This is a genomic window from Clostridium beijerinckii, from assembly GCF_008705175.1.
Classification (GTDB): domain Bacteria; phylum Bacillota; class Clostridia; order Clostridiales; family Clostridiaceae; genus Clostridium; species Clostridium beijerinckii.
On the sequence record NZ_CP043998.1, the window covers coordinates 4,224,954 to 4,244,347 of the forward strand.

Annotated in this window: 23 protein-coding genes; 5 read left to right on the forward strand and 18 right to left on the reverse strand. The window is 29.6% G+C overall.

Going from position 1 to position 19,394, the window contains the following annotated elements; genetic code table 11:
• Nucleotides 1-36 precede the first annotated feature (36 nt).
• The 9 genes from F3K33_RS19085 to F3K33_RS19130 form a co-directional block, all read right to left on the reverse strand.
• On the reverse strand, nt 37-225 hold the full coding sequence (locus tag F3K33_RS19085; RefSeq protein WP_012059899.1) for a DUF1540 domain-containing protein: 189 nt from the start codon (nt 223-225) through the stop codon (nt 37-39).
• A 94-nt stretch (nt 226-319) separates the two neighbouring features.
• Nucleotides 320-526 (reverse strand): helix-turn-helix domain-containing protein, encoded by a 207-nt coding sequence (locus F3K33_RS19090; RefSeq protein WP_012059900.1) that lies wholly within the window; start codon nt 524-526, stop codon nt 320-322.
• 505 nt (nt 527-1,031) lie between these two features.
• Nucleotides 1,032-2,267, reverse strand: a complete 1,236-nt coding sequence (locus F3K33_RS19095; RefSeq protein WP_039773772.1) for an MFS transporter — start codon at nt 2,265-2,267, stop codon at nt 1,032-1,034.
• Between the two features lie 189 nt (nt 2,268-2,456).
• Entirely contained in the window at nt 2,457-3,038 is a 582-nt protein-coding gene (locus F3K33_RS19100) for a flavodoxin family protein (RefSeq protein WP_039773771.1), read from the reverse strand.
• A gap of 754 nt (nt 3,039-3,792) precedes the next feature.
• Entirely contained in the window at nt 3,793-5,013 is a 1,221-nt protein-coding gene (locus F3K33_RS19110) for a YibE/F family protein (RefSeq protein WP_238892873.1), read from the reverse strand.
• 111 nt (nt 5,014-5,124) lie between these two features.
• On the reverse strand, nt 5,125-6,783 hold the full coding sequence (locus tag F3K33_RS19115; protein WP_023975185.1) for a purple acid phosphatase family protein: 1,659 nt from the start codon (nt 6,781-6,783) through the stop codon (nt 5,125-5,127).
• Nucleotides 6,784-7,557: 774 nt separating this feature from the next.
• Nucleotides 7,558-8,040, reverse strand: coding sequence for a MarR family transcriptional regulator (locus tag F3K33_RS19120; protein WP_039773770.1), 483 nt, complete (start codon nt 8,038-8,040; stop codon nt 7,558-7,560).
• 127 nt (nt 8,041-8,167) lie between these two features.
• Nucleotides 8,168-8,830 (reverse strand): HAD family hydrolase, encoded by a 663-nt coding sequence (locus tag F3K33_RS19125; RefSeq protein WP_039773769.1) that lies wholly within the window; start codon nt 8,828-8,830, stop codon nt 8,168-8,170.
• Nucleotides 8,831-9,096: 266 nt separating this feature from the next.
• Nucleotides 9,097-9,744 carry an LptM family lipoprotein gene (locus tag F3K33_RS19130; RefSeq protein ID WP_039773768.1) on the reverse strand — a complete coding sequence of 216 codons (648 nt, stop codon included), beginning with the start codon at nt 9,742-9,744 and terminating at the stop codon, nt 9,097-9,099.
• Nucleotides 9,745-10,327: 583 nt separating this feature from the next.
• On the opposite strand from F3K33_RS19130, the gene F3K33_RS19135 reads away from it, so the two are divergent.
• From F3K33_RS19135 to F3K33_RS19150, 4 genes are all read left to right on the forward strand, one after another.
• Complete coding sequence (locus tag F3K33_RS19135) at nt 10,328-10,864, forward strand: RNA polymerase sigma factor (RefSeq protein WP_039773767.1); 537 nt, start codon at nt 10,328-10,330, stop codon at nt 10,862-10,864.
• 4 nt (nt 10,865-10,868) lie between these two features.
• The gene (locus F3K33_RS19140) at nt 10,869-11,090 is read left to right on the forward strand and encodes a BhlA/UviB family holin-like peptide (protein ID WP_012059909.1); all 222 of its coding nucleotides are present in this window, start codon (nt 10,869-10,871) and stop codon (nt 11,088-11,090) included.
• 515 nt (nt 11,091-11,605) lie between these two features.
• Nucleotides 11,606-11,836 carry a hypothetical protein gene (locus tag F3K33_RS26870; protein ID WP_236887846.1) on the forward strand — a complete coding sequence of 77 codons (231 nt, stop codon included), beginning with the start codon at nt 11,606-11,608 and terminating at the stop codon, nt 11,834-11,836.
• A 401-nt stretch (nt 11,837-12,237) separates the two neighbouring features.
• Nucleotides 12,238-12,558, forward strand: coding sequence for a hypothetical protein (locus F3K33_RS19150; RefSeq protein WP_012059911.1), 321 nt, complete (start codon nt 12,238-12,240; stop codon nt 12,556-12,558).
• A gap of 61 nt (nt 12,559-12,619) precedes the next feature.
• On the opposite strand, the gene F3K33_RS19155 is transcribed toward F3K33_RS19150, so the two are convergent.
• From F3K33_RS19155 to F3K33_RS19185, 7 genes are all read right to left on the reverse strand, one after another.
• On the reverse strand, nt 12,620-12,922 hold the full coding sequence (locus tag F3K33_RS19155; protein ID WP_012059912.1) for a DUF5316 domain-containing protein: 303 nt from the start codon (nt 12,920-12,922) through the stop codon (nt 12,620-12,622).
• Between the two features lie 97 nt (nt 12,923-13,019).
• Nucleotides 13,020-13,340: a hypothetical protein gene (locus tag F3K33_RS19160; RefSeq protein WP_023975191.1), complete on the reverse strand. Its 321-nt coding sequence runs from the start codon at nt 13,338-13,340 to the stop codon at nt 13,020-13,022.
• A gap of 377 nt (nt 13,341-13,717) precedes the next feature.
• Nucleotides 13,718-14,797, reverse strand: a complete 1,080-nt coding sequence (locus tag F3K33_RS19165) for a type II toxin-antitoxin system RelB family anti-toxin (protein WP_023975192.1) — start codon at nt 14,795-14,797, stop codon at nt 13,718-13,720.
• 200 nt (nt 14,798-14,997) lie between these two features.
• Nucleotides 14,998-15,519 carry a ClbS/DfsB family four-helix bundle protein gene (locus F3K33_RS19170; RefSeq protein ID WP_039773766.1) on the reverse strand — a complete coding sequence of 174 codons (522 nt, stop codon included), beginning with the start codon at nt 15,517-15,519 and terminating at the stop codon, nt 14,998-15,000.
• Nucleotides 15,520-15,679: 160 nt separating this feature from the next.
• Entirely contained in the window at nt 15,680-16,147 is a 468-nt protein-coding gene (locus F3K33_RS19175; RefSeq protein WP_023975194.1) for a VOC family protein, read from the reverse strand.
• A 1-nt stretch (nt 16,148) separates the two neighbouring features.
• Complete coding sequence (locus tag F3K33_RS19180; RefSeq protein WP_017213060.1) at nt 16,149-16,535, reverse strand: carboxymuconolactone decarboxylase family protein; 387 nt, start codon at nt 16,533-16,535, stop codon at nt 16,149-16,151.
• 65 nt (nt 16,536-16,600) lie between these two features.
• On the reverse strand, nt 16,601-17,212 hold the full coding sequence (locus tag F3K33_RS19185) for a class I SAM-dependent methyltransferase (protein WP_039773765.1): 612 nt from the start codon (nt 17,210-17,212) through the stop codon (nt 16,601-16,603).
• 487 nt (nt 17,213-17,699) lie between these two features.
• Here F3K33_RS19185 and F3K33_RS19190 point away from each other — a divergent pair, with 487 nt between their 5' ends.
• Complete coding sequence (locus tag F3K33_RS19190; RefSeq protein ID WP_023975197.1) at nt 17,700-18,116, forward strand: hemerythrin family protein; 417 nt, start codon at nt 17,700-17,702, stop codon at nt 18,114-18,116.
• 526 nt (nt 18,117-18,642) lie between these two features.
• On the opposite strand, the gene F3K33_RS19195 is transcribed toward F3K33_RS19190, so the two are convergent.
• Complete coding sequence (locus F3K33_RS19195; protein ID WP_023975198.1) at nt 18,643-18,978, reverse strand: cyclic nucleotide-binding domain-containing protein; 336 nt, start codon at nt 18,976-18,978, stop codon at nt 18,643-18,645.
• Nucleotides 18,979-18,982: 4 nt separating this feature from the next.
• Nucleotides 18,983-19,321 (reverse strand): cupin domain-containing protein, encoded by a 339-nt coding sequence (locus F3K33_RS19200; RefSeq protein WP_012059922.1) that lies wholly within the window; start codon nt 19,319-19,321, stop codon nt 18,983-18,985.
• Nucleotides 19,322-19,394: the final 73 nt, after the last annotated feature.

Here is a 19,394-nt window from a genome sequence, read left to right on the forward strand (position 1 = left end):
CCTATACCATCTTATAGCTTTCGTATTCTTTATATATCATCTTACATCTACTTCTCTTCCCTTATCGCACATCCAAAAGGAATCATATTCATATGTGGCACATTTTAAACCTTCTAACTCTTCGTTATCTTCTTCGTAATCAAAGCTCTTTAATTCAATAGAATCTGCTTTGCATACTCCATCTTTATAATTTTTACAGGTTCTCCAGTTACACTTAATTAACAATTTGAATTCCCCCTGACATAAAATATCTATCTCGATAACTTTTGTTTTTCACCTCTTCTAATGCACTCATAAATTTTGATGAATCTTTTATTGTCTACCCTGTTATCTTTAAATCTCTAAATATGTCATCTGTTGAGCATTTATAAATATCTGCAAGTCTTTTTATCAGTGCTGGCGATGGTCTTGTCCACCCTTGCTCTAACTTATAAAATGTACTTTTACTTATTTTTAATGCTTCTATAACCTCCTCACTATCAAGACCAGAGTTTAATCTTCTTAATCTTATTGGTGTTAATTTCATATATTCTCCCCCATTCAATCGACTTTCTTAGCTGCTTGTCTGTCTTACTATACTTATATTTTATCAGTTTTTCCGATAAAATTAAAATCCGTTTCTATCGTCAATAATGATATTTTTATCAATTATATCAGTCATGCTTATATTTTCTCTTTTTCCCTTAATCTTCCTAATTAATTTATCAGTATATATGATAAATATGTAAAATTAATAAGGGTTAGATATTCTCTAGCCCTCATTAATTCTTTAATAATCTTTATTTTTATAAACCTCTTCCACTTAACCATTTATATCATTGTCTTTCAAAATTCAAAAGTTTTATACTTTTTAAGCAAGCCAAAAAACAGCCTACATATTTAATGTAAGCTGTCAGATTCTATATAATATGAGTACAATTCATCTCCTTGCCTTATACCAAAATCTCAGGCGACATGGACTTTTTATCATTTTTATATTCCTTACAATCCAAAATGAAAATGGATACTCCCCTAAAAATAAAGTATGTATTTTATATATTTACATGAGTTCTTTTATATAAAACTGGTATTGCCAATGCTATAAGGAGTACCCCCATAAAAGCAGGTGCTGAATGACCAAGTGATACATAGATTTGTCCACCAATGATAGGTCCAATCATTCTTGCTAAAGCCTGAATAGATTGACTGCCTCCTTGAATCCTTCCTTGTTCACTGGAATCCACAGACTTGGAAATCATCCCATTGAATGAAGGTCCAAAGATTGAATCACCAAAACCGAATATAAACATTCCAATGATAAAGAGGGGATAAAATGATAACAAAGCCGATAGAGCAATAAAAGCATATCCCATAATCTCCGAACCCATGCCGAGAATCGCTATTTGTTTATCATTAAGTTTTAGCAAAAGCTTTGGCATTATAAGGCTCTGTGAAATGATATCTTGAAAGCCCATAATTGAAAACATGAGTCCGATTACTGTAGGCTTCCAGCTAAAAGTATCTATTGTAAATTGTGAAAATACTGCTTGCAAAGATCCATTTGGTATCCAAAGTAAGAATCCTGATATAAGTAACATCTTTATACTTTTCATAGAAAGTATGCTGGCAAGCTGTGTAAATGGATTTAGTCTCACAAAAGTGATCTTCTCTAGTCTATCTTCATTGTGAAGACTTTCAGGCATAAAAAAGATTCCATAAACAACATTTAGTAACGTTATTATTGCCGCAAAATACATAGGTACAGAATAACCAAACTTAGCAAGTAATCCACCTAAAGTTGGACCAATTACAGTACCTATACCTACAATAGCGCTCACCCATCCAAAGTATTTAGTTCTCTGATTACTAGGAATTATGTCTGCAAAATATGCAAAAATAGTACTTATAGTCCCACCTGTTATACCATCTATTATACGCCCGGCAAATAGTATCCATAAGGCTCCTCCTATACCAAAAACTACGTACCCGATTGCTGAACCCAATAGACATACTAAGAGTACTGGACGACGTCCATATCTGTCGCTCAAAGCACCAAGACCTGGAGCTGCCAAAAACACGCAAACTGCATAAACAGATGTAAGGAGTGTAACAACTATAGCTTGTTCTCCTGGATTGCTTGTATAAGGCTGAACTAAAAATGGAACGACTGGTGCTATGATCGTAAAGCCTATTCCACAAAGAAATACAGATATAAGACCGAATATTAAAGCGTGTTTATCTATAATTTGTTCTGAGTTTTGTTCATTATTTGATTTAAATTTGGACATTTAAACCCTCCTATCAATATTTGTTATTTTGTAAAGATTTATGAGTGATGTTGATATAAACTGAGTGAATCCTACTGCTAATAGTTGTTATTTTGTTTCATTAAGAACTATTATTACCGTGTAACAAATTTGGTATTTTTGACCATCCCTCCAAAATGGAGGAATGAGCAAAGATACCTAGTATCCTTATTACTTCGAGATCCCTTCCGAAACAATTGTTTTTCCTACATCTTTTAACATAATGTTAAGATCTTCTCTTTCATTTGCTGGTCCATTTCTCAAACCAGTAACAACCGGTACCTCTGTAACATCAAATTCAAGCAGCTCAAACATATGCTTAGTATAATCAATGTACGACTTGAACAGTTCTGGATCTGGATTTCCCTGATTAAATGTAAGAACTAGTCTTTTTTCAGCTGCGCTTTCTTCCTTGAAATATGGAGAGTATCGTGGAGAAAATCGTGCAAACATCCTGTCAATGATGATCTTTCCTTGAGCACTCATCTGCATCATATAAATCGGCGAACCGAAAACAATGACATTTGCACGGTCAATTGCATCATTAAGTTTTTGCATATCATCTTTGATAACACACCCCTGATCACCTTTATGGCAGGCCCAACATCCTTGACATGGTTTGATATCAAGATTATTGAAATCAAAGTATTGAGTTTCAGCACCTTGTTCTTTCGCACCTTCGAGTATTTTATTTACTATCCAGGCAGTATTCCCTTCTTTTCGTGAACTAGCACTAATTCCGATTATATTCATACTTTTTCCTCCTTGCATATCTTTTATATCTATAATTTGTTTTGTACTTTCTAAATTTATTTTAAATTCTCCTTTCGTAGCAGATACTTTTTTTGTTTACCTCTCAACAAAACCATCTTAACATCATTTTGTTTACCTGTCAACAAAATATCAACAATAAAAATGCAGCCTATTACAAATAGTTTTAGGCTGCCTGTTGTTTCATTATAGATATCCAAATTTAAAATTATATTTATGTGATAACTTACCGAAATCATAAATATTTTGATTCCGAAAAGCTATGAAAATATCGCTGGAGGTTCTAAGCAGCAGGTTGTATCCACCTTAGCATGCTCCAACTTTCAGTTTGACAAGCTAAAATGGAACAACCTACAGCTAAGAACCTTTAACAGCTCATTTTCAAATGTTTTCTCCACAAATATATTTATGATTTCTAATGAAGATACAAACTTAAATTCTTAGCAACTTTGTAAATATGCTCATCTAATAAGTCTAATTTTCAAGTTGTTTGTCTATATAGATAACACAACAAGAAATGAGTAATATACTTTTGTGGAATGTTTCATTGGTAATTTTGATGGATGTTATTCTTTGGCTATAAGTTGTTCCAAATGTGCTAGTTCAAAGCTTGTTCTTTGAGGCTAGCACTTTGGGTGCAACTTTATAACCTTAGAATCACCCATCAGAATCACCCAGAAATTGGAACAAAAGTATATTATTCATTTCGGTGAATTATATGCATAAGTTCAGGTATCTAAAGTGTATTAGAACTAGTTTCTTGTTCTTTAACGGAACTTTGCTTTCCTTGAAGCAGTTTTGCTGCAATAGCCGATACAATTGGAACTGTAAGTATAACTGCTAAGCTACCACAAACAGCATTAAGAATATCAATTGCAACACCATTTGAGTTAATCAATTGCTTAAACTGTACTTGGTAAGAGTACATTAAAATAAAAGAGAAAATGGATTCACCTAGGAATGCTAGAATAAGAGTATTACTCATAGTCCCCATCATATCTCGTCCAATATTCATACCTGAACTGAATAATTCACTAAAGGAAGCATCCTGATTTTGCTTCTTTAGTTCATTGATTGAGGTAGCAATAGAAATAGCAATATCCATTACAGCTCCAAGTGAAGCAATAATAATACCTGTAAATAAAAGATCTTTCACCTGCAGCTTGCTTTGTCCAGCAATGTTAAGCAATGCATCTGTGTCTGAAGATGTATAACCAGATATACCTAGAATCCTACTAAAAATAAGCATAATTACAACTGACACAACAACACCTACCACTGTTCCTAATACGGCAGACAAAGTTTTTCTATCAAAGCCACCTACTAAAAAGAGGGTTACGCAAGAAGTTACAATGACAAGTAATATAGTTGCCAAGACATCAGACACACCCATGAAAAGTAATGGAACAAAAATAAATAATACTGTAGTCAAAGTAAATATGATCCCTAGCACAGAATGAAAACCACGCCATCCACCTACTAAGCAGATTGCTCCAATAAAAAGGCCTATAAGTACAAGTAAAGGAACAACACGATATGGTGCAAACATATAAACATTTACGTATGATTTATCATCAGTAGATGTATTAACAGACACCACAATATCCTGTCCATTATGAAGAATAAAATTAGTATCATAATTAAGGGCATTATTAACCTTAAAAGTCTGTCCTTTATATTGCCCACTTTCTATAAGTACATCTACAATTTGTCTTCCAATGTAAAGCCCAGAAAACCCTGATGAATTTATTACCTGCTCATCAATTGAGATAACCTTACCCTTTTCATAATGTACTTCTCCACCAGCTCCTGAACTAAATGGATTATAAATAGGCGTATGTGAGCTAAAAAGTATAGCCAGTATAATGTAAACAGACAAAATGGCAATAGATCCAATAATTTTGCCCCCTATTTTAATAGATGAAATCCAACCTAATTTTATATTCATAATATTCATGCTATTCTCCTACTTCTATACTGCCTTATAAAAAGCAGTTTAATTTTATATGACAAACAGTCCAGTCAATATTAACTGAACTTTTGTCTTTTACTAAGTTATGCTTATTTATTATTTCTTTGTAATAGTGTAGCTATCAATTAATGATTGATTACCAATTGTATAATCATTTGCTGCATAAGTATTGATTGTAAATGTATCATCAGTGAAACTTACATATGAGTACGATGGAACATACCCCTGCCATCCAACAACACTAAATGAATGGTCAGCACTTCCGCCAACTGTATCATTATTACCATTGTTGAAGTCATAATATTTACTTCCTGTACCTGAATCAAGAGTAAAGTAAACTGTTCCCTTAGGATTAGTTACACTGTCTGGATATTCTTTTTTTGCATAAGTAGCGTTTGGATTTGCAGTGCCTGGTACAGAAGCGTTGCTACTATTTTTCAAAGTTTCAGGAGCACCAGTATTAGGATCAACAGCACTTCCATTTAACATTTGTGCAGTACGAGTATAGTAGTGATCATGCCCTTGTAGTACAACATCTATATTGTATTTATCCATCATTTTTGTCCAAGTATTACGTATTGTTAAAACTGGATCATCAAGTTCATTTTTAGTATTGTGATTAGCTTCGCTGTATGCAGATTGGTGCCATGTAGCAACCTTCCACTTTACATTTGGATTAGCTTTAATAGCCTCTGCTATAAATTGGTCATGATCAGCAGTACCATAGTTATTTGCATTCAATACTAAAAATAATACTGGACCAGCAGTAAACCAATAGTCACCATCATTTCCATATTGCGTAGCACCTAACTTACTTATATTAGGCTGATTGTAGTGATAGCCATAATATTCACCCATTTGATGATCATGATTACCACAAAAAGCAGCTAAAGGCATGTTTTGCATGTAATTCACTGTAGAATCAGGATTAAAGAAGTCCCTATATTGATACCATTGTCCATCAGATGAATTTGAAGGTTGAACTAAGTAATTATAGTCGTTAATTTGATCTCCCATTGAAAAAAGGAAGTTTAAGTCCTTATTTTGAGTCACTAGTTTCAGCATATTATTCCAGCCTGTTTTATCATCATTTAAGTTCTTGTGACCACCTGTAGCATTAGATTTAGCAGTACCTTTAGAATTATCAAATGCACCAATTTGTGGATCACCAAAAGCAGCAAACGTTACTTTATCTGTAGGTAGTGTGGTAATTGTATAAATTGGACTCCAATTGCCTTGTCCATCACTTACAGAATAAGAGTACTGTGTATCTGGATCTAACCCTTTTACTTTCGCTTTATTTGAATATTCACCAGTTGGAGCACCTGCTGTTTTCTTCCCATTATAAACATCATCCCCATTATTAGCAGGAGTAGCCTTTCCATCAATATCTGTAAGGGCTGTCTCACTCTGATTAATAGATTGTGTAGCTTTTACAACAGTTTGTTCCGCATCCTGAATATCTGCAGAAGTTGGAAATTCTGTACCATTCATATTAGATGTACGTGAAATTTTTATTTGTGTCTTTCCAGAAGATTGTGTGAACCAAGCAAAATCAAGCTCTTTTGGATCAGAACCAACATTTGCATTAATATTATAAGGTCCTGTAACCTTAGGTAATGAAAAATTCTCAATACCTGATGTACCTGTAATTTCAGCATTAACGTTCCTTATAAAAGGTATACTGACAGACGTAGCCATGACTGTAGCTACAGCAATTGGAAGAATGAATTTAACTTTTTTACTAATTTTCATATAATCTTACCACCTTCTAAATATTTTGTTCTTATATAAAGTTACTCCTTTTATTTTAAATACCAGTTAACTTATAGTTAATTTCACTTTAAATATTATAATTTACCTAAAATTACATATTTTTACTGGTATTACGTTAGTAAGACTACGTTACATACAATTTTATTACAAAAGAATTATGAAATCTCTGGTATAAACCCACACAAAATTTTAACAATGACAGATAATCATTTCACATATAAATCTAATTTATAGTTTTTATATTTATATAGATAAATCAATTATAATGAGACTACTGAAAAAGTCCTCATATTTTTGTACAAATTCTTTATCAAAATGAGTAAAGCACCAGAAGCTCTTCTAACAGCCTTATAACAACTTTTCAGAATTGCTAGCCTATAAAAGTGTATAATATTCCCAAATCAGTAATACTTTTTTGTCTTTTATTGCCTCATTGTAAGCTAGATTTACACTATGAAATATATACCAAATAGAAAGCAGAAACATTTTTATGCAGCAGGCATTTGAAAATAAGCTGTTAAAAGTTCTTAATTGTAGGTTGTTCCACTAATGCTTGTCACAATGAAATTGGGAGCAAGCATTAGTGATGCAACCTGAAATTTAGCACTTTCAGCGATATTTTCATAGCCCTGCGAAATAACAATGTTTCTGCTTTCGTTGGAGTATCCCATAAATCTGCTTATCTATAATTTGAAAGAAATAAAAATACAGCCCATTCCAAATGGAATTAGGCTGCTTATAGTTTTATTTTAATTATTCAGATTTATCAGACTTAGTATCTATTCCAAGTTTATTTATTTCTGCGTCCAAATGTCTGCTATATTTTTCTATGAAGCCAAGCATAGCATCAAATTGTTCATCAGTCACTTGCTCAAATACGACTTTATCTCGATCTTGAAACTCTTTATGCAGCTTTTCATGGATCTCATAAACTTTTTGACCTTGTTCAGTGAGCCTAAAATAGATTTCTTTCTTATTATCTGGCTTCTGATAGCTTTCTATAATGCCTCTTTGTATAAGCTTCTTTGTCATTTTACTTATAGCTCCCCTAGTCATATAAAGAGACTCTGCAAGTTTTGTCACGTTGGACTCTACGTTTCTTCCAATACATTCAATGTAATGTACTTCTGATGGGTTATATCCCTTAAGACTATCTTCCATCTTAAGTTTATTAAGCCAAGCCATCTTATTAAATACTTTCCTAAAATCCATTAAGACCTGTTCTTGTTTGTTCATGGCCTATCCTCCCACTTTTTAACGCATTAACAATATTATATTACTCTTTTGTTTCCATTTCAACAATATCAAAATATTATTTTAGAAATTGAACTATACGTAAAAAGTTACTCTTAAAATTAGATTCTTAGTTCTCAGAATCACCAATTATCTCTAGCAACTCACATGGCTTGTCTATAATGTAATCAGCACCTTTTTCCTTTAGAAGATCTCTATCTCTAAATCCCCAGGTTACGCCTACACATTTAACTCCAGAATTTCTAGCTGTCTTTACATCTACTTCTGAATCCCCTACATATATTGCCTTATCAGTAGTAGAATCTAATTCCTTTAAAGCTTTAATTACTGTATCAGGGGCTGGCTTTTTAGCAATATTTGAACTTTCTCCAATTGCAACTTTTATATATTGTTCAAAATAAATCTTATTAAGCTCTTTTACTGCTGCATCAAATTTATTAGAAACAATTGCAAGCTTATAGTTTTCCTTTGATAAAACCTCTAAAAGCCCCATGATTCCTTCATATACTTTAGTTTTATTTTGCATATTTTTTGAATAATGACTTCGAAAATCTGCAAGACATTCTTTATAATAAGGATTATTTAAGCCGTCAGGTACAGAAAGCTCCATTAAACGCCCAACTCCGTTTCCTACAAAACTTCTAACTTCTTCCTTTTTTCTAGATGGAAAATTATATTTTACTAATGCAAAATTCACACTATCAGCAAGATCTTCAAGAGTGTCAAGAAGCGTTCCATCCAAATCAAATATAACTGTATCATATTTCTTCATAAACAGTATCTCCTTAAAAACATATAAATTTTTATTTACAACTTATTGTTAGTTAATTATAACAAAAAGCAATTAGAAATAGAATTATACATTGAAAAAACATATATAAACAAAGTTTACAAACTCAAATAGATAGGGATTTTGGCCTTAACTCATCACTTGGCTAACTAGAATTTTAAATGTAGATTTATCATTGAAAAATATATACAAAGATAAAAGAGGTAATTTACATTTTTGCAGATTACCTCTTTTATCTTTATATTTTACTATTCTCTTTTAACCTCATAAAATACACCTTCATCAAAATAAAGTAAAGTATTATTGTCCTTGATGAATAAAGTTATTTTATCTGATACATTTAATTGCATAATAGAATCAGTACTAACACCTATTTTTGAAAGATTGGTCTTATACTCACTCGCCATATTATTTTGAGTTTTGTTTGTCATCTTATATTGTGGATTATTATAAGATTCATTACCAAAGGTCGCTAAGTTATTTGACAAACTAATCTTTAAACCTATTAGTGATGTTTTTTCACCAACAGATACCTTTGCATATCCTGCTACTTTTTTGATTTCCCAATTACCATAAAATGATTTTTCATCATTACTAGTTTCTTTATCATTGTTTTGTGAACTAGAATTATTATTCGTGCTATTATTGTTTTTCTCCACTGCAATATTTGTATCTTTGCTATCAGTAGATGAGCTAGCAGTATTATTTGTTTCAGTATTATTATCTGTATTTTTTGAATCACTGTTACTAGTAGTATTATCACTAGTATCTGTAGTAGCCTCAGTAGTTGTATCATTATTGGTTTGGTTAGCATTATTTTGTGGTTTTTGATTTCCACAACCACTTAATGTTACTAATATAGCTGCTACTGATAAAATAATTTTTATCTTTTTCAATTTTATTCTCCTTATTGGATTAACTTGTTGTATTTTAATACGAACATATTTTAACATAAACATACACGTCTTACAATTTTTATATTTACTCTAAATTGTAAATGCGCTTTTGTAATAATATTATAAAGTGTACATTATAGAAATAACCTTCAGAATCTCTGCAGGTTATTTTTATCTCTCCACAATTCTATCTTTAGGTCAACATTTTTCTTTCTAATAACTTTATGATAAGGTATTTTCTTTTTAGCCGCATAATCAGTTAATTCTATAGCAGTTATTTAACTGACTATAAACTTATTATAGTAAACTAGAAAGATTAATGAAAATTCATCTAGTTCAATATCTGATATTATTTTTTGAATTTCAACTATTTTATCATTATTACAGATAATTTTTTTAGCAAATTTAAGATAACAGATGAAAACATAAGTCTCATATATACTATCTCATAATATAATTCAGTTTCTATGATATCGCCAGTTTCATTTTATCAATATAACCGTTAAAATTAATATATGTCATGACATTAACTTTATTTAATAGGAAATAAGCAAGCCTAAATAAATCGCTTGGAGGTTAGAATATGGATATAGACTTATTAGAAAAACTTATAATTTTTCAGAAAAATAAAAATAATTTTATGGAAATCTTATCTTATTTTAATTCAAAGATAAAATACCTAATCTATAAACTAAAATATCCCGAAGCTGAAACAGACCTTATCATATTTCTTTATGAATTAATTACAAAGATAAATTTTGATAAATTTGTTTCTGGTGCAGATGCTTCAATGTATATAAAAAGATGTCTTAGAAATCAAGCAATTAGATTATCATATAAAGTCAATCGTGATAATAATCTCCTCACCTTTAATTGTGATGATGAATCATTAGAATCATTTAATGAAAATAATTCTAGCAATGATTATTCAGATGTATTCTTTAATGATTTAATTTCATCATTAAAACCTAGACAAAAACAAATTGTTTATTATAAATTCTATCTGCAGCTTTCAGATATTGAAATTGGTAAAATTCTTAAAATATCTAGACAATCTGTAAATACAGCTAAAAGAGTTTCTTTAAATCTACTAAAAACTAAGTTATATATGGAGGGATGATATTATGTATGATGATCTTATAAAGGTTGCTATGACTCAAGGAATCTGGACATTACTTAGTTGTGTGCTTATAGTATACATATTAAAAGCACAGGAAACCAGAGACTTAAAGCAGGAAGAAAGAGAAAAAAATTATCAGGAAATAATTAAGGAGCTTACTGATAAATTAAATCTTTTAGATTCTATGAATTCAGCTTTAAATGAAATCAAAATTAAGATTAATTAAGCTTTATTTTTCAGATTTCCTTAATATATAATCCAGTTATTTCTTTGAGATGTGCATTAAAAAGTGTTTAATAATATAAAATAAAAGTATATAATCTTTAAACTTTATTGATTATATACTTTTATTTTCGTGTAAGCATAATGCTATTATGTTTATTTTTGTCATATATTTATGTATAATATAATTTAAATAGACTTAGATTGAGGTGATTTATGATTTTAATATTTAAATATTTAGATATTCTTCTATTCCTTGTTTTTTTCTGCATTTCATTAATTTTTATGATAAATTATATCCAATCCTACCGTAGGTTAGTTGGAGATAAAAAAGCTAATTTAGTAATTGATTCACATTTATGCTCTAATAAACACTCATATTTTATGTATATCTTTATTGTATTTCTTATAATAAGAAATATTGCAGAAAGCTTTTCTTTGTACTTATTGTTAAGTAATTGTATTCTTATATTTATTATTATTTTATGTCTATTTTTATATGACAAAGTTGTATCTAAAATGTATTTTCTTGAAGATGGAATTTTTATTGGAAATAAATTTATTGAATATATAGATATAAGAAGCCTTGACTTTATAGAAGAAAAAAATGAGGTTTTCATTGTAAAGATATATTATACCTTTTTAGAAAAAGTTTTTACTGTTTCATATAAAATAAGTCTTAATTCAAAAAGTAAAATCGAGGATTATATTAATTCATTAAATTTTAATATTAACTTTAATGGGGAATAAATAAAACTTATTAAATCCACTCTATGAAAAAATTTTAATATTGGTGAATATTTCATTTAACTTATGCAAATAATTATCATTGAAGTATTAACTTTCAACTATGGTAAAGAGATAGCATTTTAGATTACCCTGCTATCTCTTTTTTATTATTTATTTAACCTAACAATTATTTACAATATTATAGTTTTGAATATTTTTTTATGAAACGCATATACTACTCTCGTAAGATAGTAGTAATTTAATTTCATTAAAAGTGAACCACCAGAATAAGCCCTTATTTTCAAGGGCTTATTTTTGTTTTATTAAATAAATATCTATTCTGAATATATATATTAACTTTTCACATAATAAAATAAATCAATTAATTATACCGTTTAATTAAGAAAGGTGGATGATTTTTAATGAAGAGATTTCGTACAGCATTATTTGCTTTCTTATTAATATTAGTTACATCATTAACAACCAGCGCTTATAGTCAATCTGGTAAAACTCTTTCTCAAGGAATTTATAATGCAAGAGATTCAAATTTATTAATAAGTACTCCTATGACGGTTAAAATTGATTCTCCTAGCGGCAAGGCTATTATATTTATACTTGATTCTGATTATTCCATGAAGGAAATGGTAAAGTTAGAAGCCGAATCCACTGAACACACTTTAAAGCCATTTGATTATGGTTCCTTAATCATAGTCGTTGGTAATTCAAGTGTTACCTTTTACTAAAAGGCACTAGAAATAGTGCCCTTCTTATATTTCAAAATTTATTTATTCATAATTCTATATCTTAGTGATGGAAGTTTATAAACCACAATACTATTATACAAACAACAATATTAGGTATTAATATAATCAATAAATTACTTACTATTTTTGTTCTTTTATTCCTCTCATCTTTTCCTTCACTTAGATAATTAGCTAAGTATTTATCGCCACTAATAAAGGAACCATTTAAAATTCCACATATAACAATACAAAAAGCACTTAAGAAACCAGATATTTTTAATGTTATATTATAATCATTCATTAAAAATCCTGCTATATACGCAACTATCGCAATAATTAAACCAATAGTAAATGATACCTTCAAAACTTCTCCTCCTCAAGAATTCTCACATGCTTATTAAGGGTAAACCCTTATATTGTAATCATTATAATTACGTTTTAATATACTTGCTAATTATGCATTATTCATAGTAGGTATAACCTTTCATTTTACTTTGTATTACTAATATAAGATTTATAAAATGAAATCCTCCAATTGATAATATAACAAAAATATTAGAAATATTAAAAGTAATTATTACTATTCCAGCCACAGCAAGATACACTGAATTTAATATTGCAAATTTTAACTGCATCCTAAAAAATTCTCTTGGTTTTATAATTGTCATTTCTGTTTTTCTTGCAAATCTTTTATTGTAGTAAGTAATTTTATCTTTACACCAAATAGAATATATTAAATGGATTATTCCCATTAAAATTGGTAATATACCAAGCCAATTCATCTCAAATCCCCCTAATCAAAATGCTCTATTATAGATAACTCAACTATGATCTATACTTATGCGTATAACTCGCCGAAATGAATAATATACTTTTGTTCCAGTTTCTAGGTAATTCTGATGGGTGATTCTAAGGCTATAAAGTTGTTCCAAATGTGCTAGTCTCAAAGAACAAGCTTTGAACTAGCACATTTGGAACAACTTATAGCCAAAGAATCACATCCATCAAAATTACCAATGAAACATTCCACAAAAGTATATTACTCATTTCTGGTTGGAAGATATTTCATAGTTTACGTATAGTTTATGATTGTGCTATCTATATGATTCAGCAATGGCAATAGAACTTATGTGAATCCTCACCAAAATCTAATATAATCCTATTGAAAGCTGCTAAGAATGGCTTTTTCAATTTCTTTAATAGCCATATCGTACTCTTTAATTCCAGTTAAGATCTTAAATTCTTCATTGTCAATAATTGATTTAAGCATTTTCTTTCTAATTATTTTTTGTTCTTCAGGTTTTATTTCTAATTCAACTTTATTAAAGTAAGGATTGCTGCTGTAGTCATATCCCATAGAAATTACTTCTTCAATATAGGTTTTAAACCATTTGGCAGCAGCTTCTTTATCTCCAATTTCAATATATAATTCAACATATTTATATGCAGCTGAACCTAATCCAATATGAAATATATTCTGAATCTTATGGCATGCATCTAGATAAAGCATTGCCTTTTCATAATCTTTTTCTTTCTTTGATGTCTTCGCCATTATAATTAGCATAAGGATACTATTATTTAGATAATTCAATAATTTATTGCTGCAAAATTTTTGAATTTCTTCTTTCTTTCCCTGCTTTTCAAGAATAACTGGGTATAGAGTTACTGGATCTAAGCTTTTGGGAAGTTCATTAAGTGCTCTTTCGCTTTCTTCATAATTTCCCAAAATCATATTAATATGAGCAATGAAAAACACAGCTATTTGCATATATTTAGGATCCTTACTTTCAGCTACCTTCTTAAACAAATCTAAAGCTTCTTGTCTTTTTGCTTTTATAAACTCTTCTGAATCATCCTCAGACATCATAAGGTATGTGTTAAGCAAACTTGCAACTTCGACTTTTAAACAAATACTGTTTGGATATTCACTTAGGTACCTTTTACATTCTTTCTCACCAGCTGCATACCCTTCATTAAGAAATAGTTTTGTGAGCTTTGATTTTATATTATTAACTTCTTCTTCAGAAAGTTCTTTATGAAATGATAATAATGTATCAATAGATGTGTTTAAAGCTCTGGCTAAAGGTGCTAATATTGAAATATCAGGCATTGAATTTCCATTTTCCCACTTACTTACTGCTCCTGCTGAAATTCCAATCATAAGAGCTAATTCCTCTTGAGTCAATTTTCTCTCTTTTCTTAACTTTAAAATTGTTTCCCCTATATTTAATTCGTTCAATTCTATACCTCCGATATTTAGGCTTGAAAATACCTTTTGATAAATTTATTATAAGTTTACCTTTTATAACAAACAATAGAGGCTAATTCACATTTAAATTAAGAAAACTTGAATATCATTCGACTTAAACTTATTTAAAAATATACAGATTTCAATGATAAATTCTATTATTAATTACTATGCAGTACTTACTTAATGGATTATACCTGTGCTGCACGAAGTTTTTTCCACTTTCGAATTTTGCTGCGAAAAGATTTAAAAGGTGCAACAGTATTTATATGAATCCATTTCCAAACTGGCCAATTAGATGGTGTTGACTCTGCCCACTTTCTGCCTCCTGGATTAAATAACTGATCCTCATCAAAACCTTTTATCCATAAAATAATATCCTCTACATTTGAAATATATATTTCCTTTAACTCTGATAACGAATAGTCATTATATTTAGCATAAAATCTTTCATATAACTTTCCTAGTTGATTCCACTTAAAATCTTTATCTGGTGTTATTACTTCCTTTCCAGCCAATTCATCACTTTCCCAGCTTTTAAGCTGCTGCATCCACCCAAGTTGATATGCAATAATTTCTTCAGGGGTTCTATCTATTCCTTCTATAATAAGATTCTTATCACTTTCTGCTACATCATCAAATTCTTTTATAAAAAGTGTTGCTGTCCTTTTTAGTTCATTTATGAAAGTTTCTTTATCCTCATATTGCTCCATAACTACACCTCCTATTTTGTATAATAATACAGCATAAAACTTGACAGCATCATGTCATATTAATTAACTTTACTAGAGTATTAATTAGCTTTAGTGAAATATTAGTTTATCTAAAAAATAGAGGTAGTTAACTGTATAAGTAGTATCGCTATCTTTATATCTATTTTAAGCAAGACTCTATATAATCAACTGGCACATCCATCCTAATAGCCGTTTCTTCTATGGATAGACCACTATTTAAGAATCTTTTTACGACCATGACCATATTTTCTCCAACTTCGATAATATGCTTATCAGGATCATAAAATCTAACAACACGCTGCCCCCAAGAATGTTCTATCATAGGATGTACATAATTAATATCTGAGATACTGTTAAGCCTTTGGATAAAGCTGTCAAAATCATCTTCCTCAAAATATAATTCTGCTGCATTTCCACCAAAAGCAATTTCATCATTCTGTTTGCATATAAATGATAACCAAGTATCTTTTGTTTGTAATGCAATACCACCAGTTAAAGTTACATTTGCTCCAAAGTCAACAACAACCTCTAGCCCAAGTACTTCATAATAAAATTTCTTTGATTTCTCCATATTAGAAACAACTATCATTGGATTTGAAAACTTCATTTTATTCCTCTCCTTTAGCTAGCTTTATCTCTTCTAGCCTTTCCTCAGCTGCTTTAATTGCTTGAGTTCCTGTTTTACACAGTACATTTATTCCCTTAACAATAGTTACAATTACATATGCTTCTACTAATTCTTCCATAGTTAAACCTGCTTCTACAGCTGCAACAGCATGTGCCTTTGCTCCACTTACTTCATCATCTAAACTATCCAATATAGTAAAAATTAATTCCCTTGTTTTTTTAGGAAGATGTCCATTTTCAATTGATTCACGCATTGCCAAATATCCACTTAAGCCATCTGGCGAATATTTAGAAAGTGCATCAGCAAATGGCGGATTCCATTTCAATTCTTCCTTATAATATTTAAGTATACTTTCAAAATCCTTCATAACTAAACTCCCCATCATCTTTTATTTTCTTAAGAATATCATTAAATTAATAGTAACCACTAAATCTATAATTTCTTAACAATATAATCAACAAATCCTTGTCTTATTTTTTCACCTTCATCCATTCTTTCTAATACCCTAATTTCTTTATGCAATATTTCCATATCTTCAAAATATGTATCTGGCTCACATTCCTCAAAATATGAATGTATTACAGTAGTGTTTCTCTCCACTTGCTCATATTGATTTTCACCAATAGCTAAACCTGTTCCATAACGAGAATCCTTTGTCGTAAGAAAATTCACAAAAAGTAAGCCTCTAGGCTTTAATACACGTTTCATTTCATTTATTGATTTTAAAACATCTTCTTTTCTCATGTGAAATACCGAATTATAAGAATAAACAAAGCTAAATGTTTCATCTTCAAATTTTAAATTTCTCATATCTCCTTGTTCAATATTTAAATCTTGATTTTTTTTATGTGCATACATATTAGCCTCTTTTAATTGATTAATATCAAATTCTATTCCATGCGTTTTATACCCATATTCTAGAAATAAGCTTAACGGTGGAAAATTCCCTCCTGCACCACAATCTAGAACCACTTTATCCATAGTTGTTTCATTACAGAACATGATGAACCTATACAATGGTATTTGCCTAAATATTTCATTCATTTTGCCTTGTCCTTTCTATTAAAAATATTTTATAAATCACCTAAATTTAGCATTGCTACAGCCTTTTCTTTCTCCTAAGATATTCTGACATTATAACTAAATAATAACATATATTACAATTATAAATTACTTAAATTTTATTAAGTTTAAGTCTATGTGCTGAAATATGAAATTATATTTTTTTACTTAAATCTTTAGCAAACCAGATGTTCGATTGAAACTAAAATTTAGAAACTTAATTACAATATACATTTTTAATAGACTCCAATTAAATTTATTACATTCTTTGACACGATATACATATAGCAATCAAAAATATACAAATTTCAATCATAACAATGAATACTTTATGACTTATATTGATGTATTTTGTTGAAATTCAAATTAAAATATATTCTTCAGAAAGAAGGAACTATTTAATTTTTTGAGAATTTTAAATTATAGGTAAATAAATATAAAAATATTAATTTATGAGGGGTGTGTTTTTATGAATTTTAATTTTAATACTAGTTTTTCTATGGAGTTTGATGCTATTGACAATAAGCATAAAGAATTATTTAATCGAGTTAATAAACTTCTTTATGCTTTAGAAAAGGAAAAGGATAGTAATGAAATTTTAAAAGCTTTGGACTCTGTTGAATATTATGCAAATAATAATTTTGATGAAGAAATAACCCAAACAAAATACAACTGTTCTGAACTTAAAATGTGTCACAGAAAACTTAATATGGAAATAAGAAAGTTAAGATATTCATTTGAAAATCCAGGAGTTTCATCATTGTTTACTCCTCTAATGCAAAAGGAAATAATGAAGTGGAGTAAAAATTACATAATTGGCTTACATAAATATTCATATGCATTTTTAAACGAGAACTCTTCATCTGCTGCTGAAGTTATGTTATAGCAAGATGATTTAACTCAACCATTGGCTTCGTTTTTTACTTCTTCAAATAATTACCCCTGCACCGTGTTTCACGGCACAGGGGTAGTTTCTATATATTTTGTATTATTTTACAACGTCTCTTGTTCAATTATTATAATAATTTTAGATTCTAACTTTAAATATATTATGGAATATCTCCATTAAAGTTAATAGTTGACATTATCAGTCCCCATTGCGAACTTTCACCGATTATAACACGTACCTATACGGGCACATCAAAAATATAACCGGAAGTAAAATTTCCAATTATATAAAATACCAAATATTCAATTTACACCAGTTGTTCTACATTCTTCTTCGTTCTGTCAATTTATAAGTAAATATTTAAATATTAAAAAGCAAGACTAAAATCTAGCCTTGCTTTTTTAATTCATATAGATAACACAATCATCAACTCTACTTACACTATGAAATATCTTCCAACCAAAAATGAGTAATATGCATAAGTTCAGGTCTTAGCTGGGTTATCTATAATCTTTTATATAAATTATTCTTTTATTAATATGTTCAATAACTTTACATCAGTTAATGCTTCCATTCCATATTGAATATCAGCTTCCAATGCAAAAATATCGCCTTCGCTTATTATTGATTCGTCATTTTCATTGTAAACAACTTTAACTTCTCCTTCTATTACAATAAATAATGATTCCATCTGATAATATTCCTTATCTATGCTTTCTCCTTTTGCATATGAAAAGAATCTAACTTCATGTTTTTCATTATCTACTAAAGCCTTACTTGCTATTGTATTTCCTGAATGACTTATCATATCTTTCATTTTCATTGGTTCAAATGGTTTGATGTTTCTTAAATATTTCATAAGCTTAATCCTCTTTCACTACTATTAATAGCATCTTCATATCTTCTTTTGCAGTCACTTGATGCTGAATATTTGCAGGCATAACTACCACTTGACCTTTGTGAGCTTCCATTACTTCATCACCTATCTTTACAGTAGCAACTCCTTCTTGAATAACAATCATAGCATCGCCTTTAGCTGCATGAGGCCCAACGCCTTCACCTTTTCCAAATGCTAATGCAGTAAGTCCTACACCTTTCTTTTGAGCCATTGTAACAGTTTCTATTTGACCTTCCTTGCAGCTTACTAAGCTGTCAAAATCTATTGCCTTTGATTTTTCTATATTCTTAATTAATTCTTGCATATTACATTCTCCTTTTCATTTTTATATGTAGGTAAACAACCTCTCTCCATTGATTTATATATATAGCCATACT

What these genes read in the sequence shown, in the direction of transcription:
- F3K33_RS26870 (WP_236887846.1), top strand. Translation starts at nt 11,606, where the DNA reads ATGTATTTTCTTGAAGATGGAATTTTTATTGGAAATAAATTTATTGAA.
- F3K33_RS19200 (WP_012059922.1), bottom strand. Translation starts at nt 19,321, where the DNA reads ATGCAAGAATTAATTAAGAATATAGAAAAATCAAAGGCAATAGATTTT.
- F3K33_RS19110 (WP_238892873.1), bottom strand. Translation starts at nt 5,013, where the DNA reads ATGAATATTATGAATATAAAATTAGGTTGGATTTCATCTATTAAAATA.
- F3K33_RS19115 (WP_023975185.1), bottom strand. Translation starts at nt 6,783, where the DNA reads ATGAAAATTAGTAAAAAAGTTAAATTCATTCTTCCAATTGCTGTAGCT.
- F3K33_RS19090 (WP_012059900.1), bottom strand. Translation starts at nt 526, where the DNA reads ATGAAATTAACACCAATAAGATTAAGAAGATTAAACTCTGGTCTTGAT.
- F3K33_RS19120 (WP_039773770.1), bottom strand. Translation starts at nt 8,040, where the DNA reads ATGAACAAACAAGAACAGGTCTTAATGGATTTTAGGAAAGTATTTAAT.
- F3K33_RS19180 (WP_017213060.1), bottom strand. Translation starts at nt 16,535, where the DNA reads ATGAAGGATTTTGAAAGTATACTTAAATATTATAAGGAAGAATTGAAA.
- F3K33_RS19195 (WP_023975198.1), bottom strand. Translation starts at nt 18,978, where the DNA reads ATGAAATATTTAAGAAACATCAAACCATTTGAACCAATGAAAATGAAA.
- F3K33_RS19160 (WP_023975191.1), bottom strand. Translation starts at nt 13,340, where the DNA reads ATGAATTGGCTTGGTATATTACCAATTTTAATGGGAATAATCCATTTA.
- F3K33_RS19175 (WP_023975194.1), bottom strand. Translation starts at nt 16,147, where the DNA reads ATGAAGTTTTCAAATCCAATGATAGTTGTTTCTAATATGGAGAAATCA.
- F3K33_RS19150 (WP_012059911.1), top strand. Translation starts at nt 12,238, where the DNA reads ATGAAGAGATTTCGTACAGCATTATTTGCTTTCTTATTAATATTAGTT.
- F3K33_RS19125 (WP_039773769.1), bottom strand. Translation starts at nt 8,830, where the DNA reads ATGAAGAAATATGATACAGTTATATTTGATTTGGATGGAACGCTTCTT.
- F3K33_RS19185 (WP_039773765.1), bottom strand. Translation starts at nt 17,212, where the DNA reads ATGAATGAAATATTTAGGCAAATACCATTGTATAGGTTCATCATGTTC.
- F3K33_RS19100 (WP_039773771.1), bottom strand. Translation starts at nt 3,038, where the DNA reads ATGAATATAATCGGAATTAGTGCTAGTTCACGAAAAGAAGGGAATACT.
- F3K33_RS19140 (WP_012059909.1), top strand. Translation starts at nt 10,869, where the DNA reads ATGTATGATGATCTTATAAAGGTTGCTATGACTCAAGGAATCTGGACA.
- F3K33_RS19135 (WP_039773767.1), top strand. Translation starts at nt 10,328, where the DNA reads ATGGATATAGACTTATTAGAAAAACTTATAATTTTTCAGAAAAATAAA.
- F3K33_RS19190 (WP_023975197.1), top strand. Translation starts at nt 17,700, where the DNA reads ATGAATTTTAATTTTAATACTAGTTTTTCTATGGAGTTTGATGCTATT.
- F3K33_RS19170 (WP_039773766.1), bottom strand. Translation starts at nt 15,519, where the DNA reads ATGGAGCAATATGAGGATAAAGAAACTTTCATAAATGAACTAAAAAGG.
- F3K33_RS19095 (WP_039773772.1), bottom strand. Translation starts at nt 2,267, where the DNA reads ATGTCCAAATTTAAATCAAATAATGAACAAAACTCAGAACAAATTATA.